This window comes from Microcoleus sp. S13_C5 (assembly GCF_036700845.1).
Lineage (GTDB): Bacteria > Cyanobacteriota > Cyanobacteriia > Cyanobacteriales > Microcoleaceae > Microcoleus.
Genome location: NZ_JAUBPR010000087.1, coordinates 21,252 through 28,188, shown reverse-complemented (window position 1 = coordinate 28,188; position 6,937 = coordinate 21,252). Strand labels below are relative to the sequence as shown.

Annotated in this window: 5 protein-coding genes; 3 read left to right on the top strand and 2 right to left on the bottom strand. The window is 43.8% G+C overall.

Annotated elements, in window-relative coordinates:
• Positions 1-141: 141 nt before the first annotated feature.
• A complete protein-coding gene (locus QUA04_RS20610; RefSeq protein ID WP_333259979.1) occupies positions 142-1,293 on the top strand; it encodes an alpha/beta hydrolase in 1,152 nt (383 codons plus the stop codon).
• Positions 1,294-2,133: 840 nt separating this feature from the next.
• Here QUA04_RS20610 and ilvC read toward each other — a convergent pair.
• Entirely contained in the window at positions 2,134-3,183 is a 1,050-nt protein-coding gene (gene ilvC, locus QUA04_RS20605; protein ID WP_333259976.1) for a ketol-acid reductoisomerase, read from the bottom strand.
• 309 nt (positions 3,184-3,492) lie between these two features.
• Between ilvC and gloA2 the strand changes: the two genes are divergently transcribed.
• Both gloA2 and QUA04_RS20595 read left to right on the top strand, forming a co-directional pair.
• Complete coding sequence (gloA2, locus tag QUA04_RS20600) at positions 3,493-3,879, top strand: SMU1112c/YaeR family gloxylase I-like metalloprotein (protein ID WP_333259973.1); 387 nt, start codon at positions 3,493-3,495, stop codon at positions 3,877-3,879.
• A 117-nt stretch (positions 3,880-3,996) separates the two neighbouring features.
• Entirely contained in the window at positions 3,997-5,286 is a 1,290-nt protein-coding gene (locus QUA04_RS20595; RefSeq protein WP_333259970.1) for an endonuclease/exonuclease/phosphatase family protein, read from the top strand.
• Here QUA04_RS20595 and QUA04_RS20590 read toward each other — a convergent pair.
• Positions 5,253-6,935: a dynamin family protein gene (locus tag QUA04_RS20590; protein ID WP_333259967.1), complete on the bottom strand. Its 1,683-nt coding sequence runs from the start codon at positions 6,933-6,935 to the stop codon at positions 5,253-5,255. The genes QUA04_RS20595 and QUA04_RS20590 overlap by 34 nt on opposite strands.
• Positions 6,936-6,937 lie beyond the last annotated feature (2 nt).

Here is a 6,937-nt window from a genome sequence, read left to right as displayed (position 1 = left end):
CTTCTTTGAACACAACTTGATATTTTTTATTATATCATATTAGTTGTTTGTGTAATTAATTTTGTTTGACTACTTATTGAATCTTATCCGAGCTCGCGGGTGGTGGTGGATCTCGATCGAGCTTTCGCTGTTTTGGGAAATATGAACGTAAGTTTTTGGCAAACTCAGCGCTTTATGGCGGCGATCGCACCTCAGTTAGCAGCGGTTAAACCCGCGTTTAACCTGCCTTTCGATCCCACCCAGCCAGGCCCTAATGTCGTGCAGGTACGGGCGCTAGATTTGAACGATACTGCCCGCAATCGACCTATTCCGGTTGATGTGTACTGGTCGAAAGCGGCGACGGCCGACAAACCGACGATCGTCTTTTCTCACGGGTTGGGTTCCGTCCGCACGGATTTGCGCTACTTAGCCGAGCATTTGGCGTCTCACGGCTATGTGGTAGCAGCTTTAGAACATCCGGGCAGCAACGAGACAAATACCAATGCTGCGATGGCGGGGAAGTGTCCCTTGCTAGCTCCTCAAGAGTTTTTAGACCGTCCCAAAGACATCAGTTTTGTACTCGACGAACTGACAAAATTGAACCAAACTGATGATAATTTGCAGGGTAAAATCGCGATCGACCGATCGGTAATAATGGGCTATTCCTTCGGCGGCGCTACAGCCTTGTCCCTGGCCGGCGCCGAACTGCAATTGAGCGGACTCAAACAAAGGTGTCAGGGGGATTTGATAGGGTTCAGCTTAGGCGAAGGCATTCAGTGCGCGGCGGCTGGATTGCCCGAAGAACGGTATCAATTGCGAGATGGGAGGATTAAAAGGGCGATCGCCATGAATCCGATCACATCATTACTATTTGGAGAAACGGGTTTAAGTGGAATTCAAATTCCTACCTTAATAGTAGCATCTTCTGCCGACAAAACAACTCCCGCCTTAGCCGAACAAATTGCCGGCTTTCCGAAAATTCCATCTCCTAAATGGCTAGTCGGTTTTGTAGGAGGAACCCACTTAAGCGTTAAAGATCCGAGTACAACTTTAAACCAAGTTCGTCGGCCGAGCACAGTAATTACCGGCGATGAAGTTGTCGGCGACCAAGCTGTTAGCATACGCAATTATATTAAAGCTGTAAGTTTGGCAACTGCCGCTCAACTAACTGCCGAAGCTGACAAATATGCAGTTTTCCTAACGCCTGAATACTCGCACTTTGCTTCCACAGCGGCACTCCCGGTGCGGCTGTTAACAGAATTCTCCCCTGAAACTAATGCAGTAGTGCAAGCTTTTCTTCAAGAGAATAAGTAGTCATTATTCATTAGTCCTTAGTGATTAAGTAGGTAAGCGCAAAAAACCATAGTATTTTGTAGAGTTCTCGATCCAGAACATAATTATGTAGGGTTCGCACTGCGAACCTTACCACTATTAGTCATTAGCTAATAATCTGAGTTCCGCTCTAACACCTATAATAAAGGTGTTTGTAGTGGTAGTTCGAGGGGACATGATATTGCGACTAGCAGTTTTTCCTTGTGTAGGCGGCGCCCCTTAGCCCCCACGAGTGTATTTTCTTCTTAAGCTGTTTCTGATATATTTTGTCCGTGCAAGGGCAAAATATAACAAAGTGCTTCCATAAACTCTACTCCCAAACTGCCATGCCTAAAAAAAATCTTATCCCGCTGTTGCTGCTGTTTATAGCCCTGTTTACCATTTACGGTGACACTTTAACTTTTCTCCCCAAACCTGTAAGAGATACTAGCGTGGCAAGTCGAAAGTTCTTCGTGGGGTTGTGGCCATCATGGGTGAAGCCGAAAGATTCAAACAAGCAAAGGGAGAAGGAGATTGAGAACTTGGAAAAAAGCCCTAGTCCAAGTCGCTAGTTTTGATTTACTAACTAGAAACTTTGTTCTCTAACAATACCTAGCCATTTTCGTGTAGGTTGGGTTAAGCGAAGCCCAACCAAACATAAGGATTTGAGATTGTAGATTTTAGATTTTTCCTCCAATCTCAAATCGATTAAACTTGAGATTTTAGATTTTCCTCACAGCAGTAAGGTGTGCATTGCACACCCTACAAATAGAGGTTAGGCGTCCAGGACTGTTTTAGATTTGTCCTCCCATCTAAAATCTAAAATCTAAAATCTAAAATTGATTAAGCCTGCTTTTTCAACCAGCTAAACATAGCTCGCAAATCTTTACCAACTTCTTCAATAGGATGTTCTGCTTCCTGACGGCGCATGGAGGTAAAACCCGGTTTGCCGGCTTGGTTTTCGAGAACGAATTCGCGCGCAAATTGGCCGGATTGAATTTCGCTGAGAATTTTACGCATTTCGGCGCGGGTTTGATCCGTGACGATGCGGGGGCCACGAGTTAAATCGCCGTATTCTGCGGTATTGGAGATGCTGTCGCGCATTTTGGCGAGGCCTCCTTCTACTACTAAGTCAACGATAAGTTTAACTTCGTGCAAACATTCAAAATAAGCTAATTCCGGTTGATATCCGGCGTCAACTAAAGTTTCAAATCCAGCTTTAATTAATGCGCTCAAGCCGCCGCACAAAACTACTTGTTCGCCAAAAAGATCCGTTTCTGTTTCTTCGCGGAAAGTGGTTTCTAGGATGCCAGCTCTGGTGCCGCCAATACCTTTAGCATAGGCCATTGCCCGATCGCGCGCTTGACCGGAAGCATCTTGATATACTGCAAACAAACTCGGAACACCTTCCCCTTGTTCGTAAGTCCGTCGCACCAAGTGTCCGGGGCCTTTGGGGGCAACCATTACTACGTCTACATTGGCAGGGGGAACAACTTGGCCGAAGTGAATGTTAAAACCGTGAGCAAATGCTAAAACATTTCCTTCAGAAAGGTTAGGTTCGATTTGTTCTTTGTAAATAGTTTTTTGAACTTCATCGGGTAATAAAATCATGATGAAGTCAGCAGCGGCTGCTGCTTTGTCTACCGGGTGAACTGTTAAACCCGCGTCGGTTGCTTTGGCTGCAGATTTGCTACCGGGATACAAACCGACAACGACATTCATGCCACTGTCTTTGAGGTTGAGGGCGTGGGCGTGTCCTTGGGAACCGTAGCCGATGATAGCAATCGTTTTGTTGGCTAAGAGGTCTAGGTTCGCGTCGGTGTCGTAATACATACGGGCCATAATCCTTGTCTCCTGAGATGCAAATTGGGTGATTGAGTGCAAAACTCTCATTTTATCAAAGTAGGGTACTTTTTTTGCAGAATTTTTTCCGATTAAGATTTGGGCGAGGGAAAATAAAGGGATCTCGCCCTGAATTTAGCAGGGTTTCTCGCAGAGTCTGCGATCGTCAAATATAATTGTCAGTAGCGTGCTGTGCTGTTGGAAAAACCTCACATCTTGTACCATTCTCAAGAACAGGCATCTTGCCTGTTCCACAAAGAGTGAATTTTCTTGTGAAACAGGCAGGAAAGCCTGTTCATAAAAAGCTTATTGAGAATGGTGCAACATCTCAGAAAAATGCAACTAACTAACTTTTTTAAGATGAAAATAAAAGCAATACATCATGTGGCGATTATTTGCTCGGATTATGAAGCATCGAAGAAATTTTATGTAGAAGTATTGGGATGTTCAATTATCAAAGAAACTTTCCGAACCGAGAGGAATTCTTACAAACTAGATTTGCGAGTCGGAAACGGCGACACCATTGAGCTTTTTTCATTTCCCCATCCTCCTGAAAGAATTAACAATCCTGAAGCTTGCGGTTTGAGACATTTAGCTTTTGCAGTTGAGGACATAGAAGCATCAGTTGCTTACTTAAAATCCCAACAAGTAGAAGTAGAAGAAATTCGCCTGGACGAGATTACAGAAAAACGATTTACATTTTTCCGAGATCCCGATAACTTACCGTTAGAAATTTATGAAAATTAAGGAGTCTCTCTATTTTTTCCAGCCGTTATTAAGTCAACCAGTCTGTATTGCTGACTATACAAACTGCATCATTCATCCCCAATCTAAAATCTAAAATCTAAAATTTAAAATTGTATAATGGACTCTATCATCAGAAACATAATCACGATCGGATTGCCTACTTTAATGCTATTAATAGCGAGAGTAGCGACAGGTAAAACAGGTGACGCAGCCACTTGGTCGGCTTTGAGGAAAGTAGGCGGTTCCTTTGGTATGCTGATCGGTTTAGGTGTGTTGGTATTTGTAGGATTTGTTGCCAATTATTCTAGTTATTTTGTAGTAGATAGCTTGCTGGTGAGATTGTATCAAAAGCGGCGAGTGTTGGAACAGCCAGAACAACTGGTAACAGAAATTGATAAATTGCCGATTACCAACGACCTCAAAATTAAGCTGAAATGGACGGTACTGCACAGCAATAACCAAATTATTAGCTTGAAGCACGTAATTTTAAAAGGGTTTATACTCGCAGCAATTGTAAATGCAATATTGTCAGTAACAGGTTACTTGGGAGAATTCAACCTGTTTTTTGAGTTGAGTTCTCATTTTAAACTACAATATTTGTTGGCTGGCTTATCAATTTTTATATTCTTCGCTCTCGTGCGCTCAAAAAAAACATGGTTGCTGGTGAGCGCATTTTGTATTATCCTTAACTTGGCGGAAATTGTTCCTTGGTATTTTCCAGCGCCAGCATTTGCAGGAGTAACTCCCGCACACAACTTGCGGATTTTTCATTCAAATGTTTTAACAAGTAACCGGCGATATTCTGAGGTGATCTCGCTGGTAAAAGCAGAGCAACCCGATATCGCGGTTTTTGTGGAAGTTAGCACAGTGTGGGCGAAGGAGTTAGCCGTCTTAAGCGAGATTTTTCCTTACTCTTCCAACCTGCAAGAATCTGAGAGATTTGGCAGTGCAATATACAGCAAGCTGCCTTTAGAAAATGCTTCTATTAAAGCCTTTTCAAAGCGAAGAAAGAGCTTGTTTGCAGATGTAAAATTTCAAGGTAAAATCATTTCTTTGATTCTTGTTCATCCGACTGTGCCGATCAAACAGCAGAGTTTTGTAGAGCGCAATCGACAGCTAGCAGGCATCGGCGAGTATGCAGCCCAAGTAAAAAATCCACTAATTGTGGTTGGGGATTTCAATACCACAATGTGGTCGCCATTCTACAAAAATATGGTAAAAACCGGAAACCTGCGAAATGCGCGATCGGGTTTTGGCATTCTACCAACTTGGCCGACTTTTATGCCGCTAGCTTATATTCCGATCGATCACTTTCTAGTCAGCAAAGAAATTGGTGTTTTAAAGATTCGTACTGGCCGCAATGTCGGTTCGGATCATTTGCCGTTAATTACAGATTTGGTCATTTGAAGACAGGATTCGATATTTTCTAACAAATTATTGATTAACTGGATCTGGTATTGCTGAATATTTGTCTGTAGCGGCTCTTTGCTGTCTTGAAAACTGATAACTTTTCCGGCGATTTCCTTGTAGTGTTGCAGCATGGAAAAAGTATCGGTGCTGAAGCGAGCGAGATATTTTTTAGCAGCCTCGCTGCAAATTTCCGTTACTTGATTTAGATAAGCTTCTGACGATTCAGCCGGTTTTTCATTGCCAGTTCTTTTATTCAAAATATAGCTAGCACCGCCGACTACTGCGGCTCCCACAGGCCCGCCCAACAGCCAACCTAAGCCTGTGGCGATCGCCACTGGAGCCACTTCGCCCTCGATCGACTTTTGAGGTGGAGGTGGTGGCGGCTCCGGTAAGCTGACTTGTGGGGATGGAGGAAACGAAATCAAAAGTGCGATCGGCTGTTCTTTCTCAAAGAATTCGCAAGCTTTATTTACCCATTCTGCGATGGTTTGCTGCTGATGTAAGACCTCTCGCTGAAATTTTAGCTTCCACGCATCAAAACTTCCTTCCTGAAGCGACAGCGCCATTTCCGATTGATACCGCTGCAAAAGTGTGGGCTGGTAAAGCCAAATCTCGAAATCGGAAACGCTGGCTTGAAAGCCTTTTGATATCAGTTTTTCGGCTTTTTGTTTAATTTCAATCTTGTCTTTATGCTTTTTTTGAGCTGTGGCTATTTCTGCAGCGACAGTTTCAGCTTTGGCTCGGAGAGATTGGCAAATTTTAGTAGCTATAGCTTCAATTCTAGGCAACTTAACTGCTAGTTGTTCCTGTTGAGCTGCCACAATACTTTGCAAAGCCGATTCAAAGCTGGCAATTCCTGTAGTTTGGGCGGCCGCCACATCTCCTTTTAGCCTAGCCCTCAAAGCCGGCAAAGCATCAACGCGGTAGATATTGCTGATATTGTTCGGCAAATTGGATCGAAAACTTTCGGCAACAAACAACAACCGATTGTAAACTTGTTTTTGTTCGTCTAGTTCGAGTAGATTTAGAAAATTGGCGACAAAGACGACAGTGTTCATGTTGCGATCGCTCAACCAATCTCTCAAGTTCTCCCGTTCGCCTAAAGTCATCAATTTGCGAGCATCTAAAACCTGCACAACCAAATCAGCCGTTAGCAATTTATCTCGAACCAAATTATCCTGTTCTTCTCGGTCATTGGTTCCCGGCAAATCCAGCAATTCCACACCGGTTTGCAGGAATGGATGGGGACAGTAAACATTCACGGCCGCCACATCATCCCGCATTTGTCTCGCGTCGTCAAGGATGGCGTAGCGTTTCAAAACATCAGTCCCCCGTTCGCTAACTTCCGTGCCGTCTTTCAGGGTAATTTTTGCGTGCAATTCCTCACCGTAGTTGACATAAATGGCAGCACCTGTAGTGGGCACTAAGTCGATCGGCAAAGCACGATTTCCCAGCAAGGCATTGAGCAAAGTTGACTTGCCGTAATTAAACGGGCCAAAGACAGCAATTTGAAAAGTTGGTTTGGCGAGATAGTCGCAGATTGAGGTGGTATCTCGATACAGTTGGGAGTTTTTGTCAAGTTCGAGAATACCGAGGGCTGATTTGAGATAGTCGGTTAGGTCTTGATAAATTTCGGGTAGTTGCATAT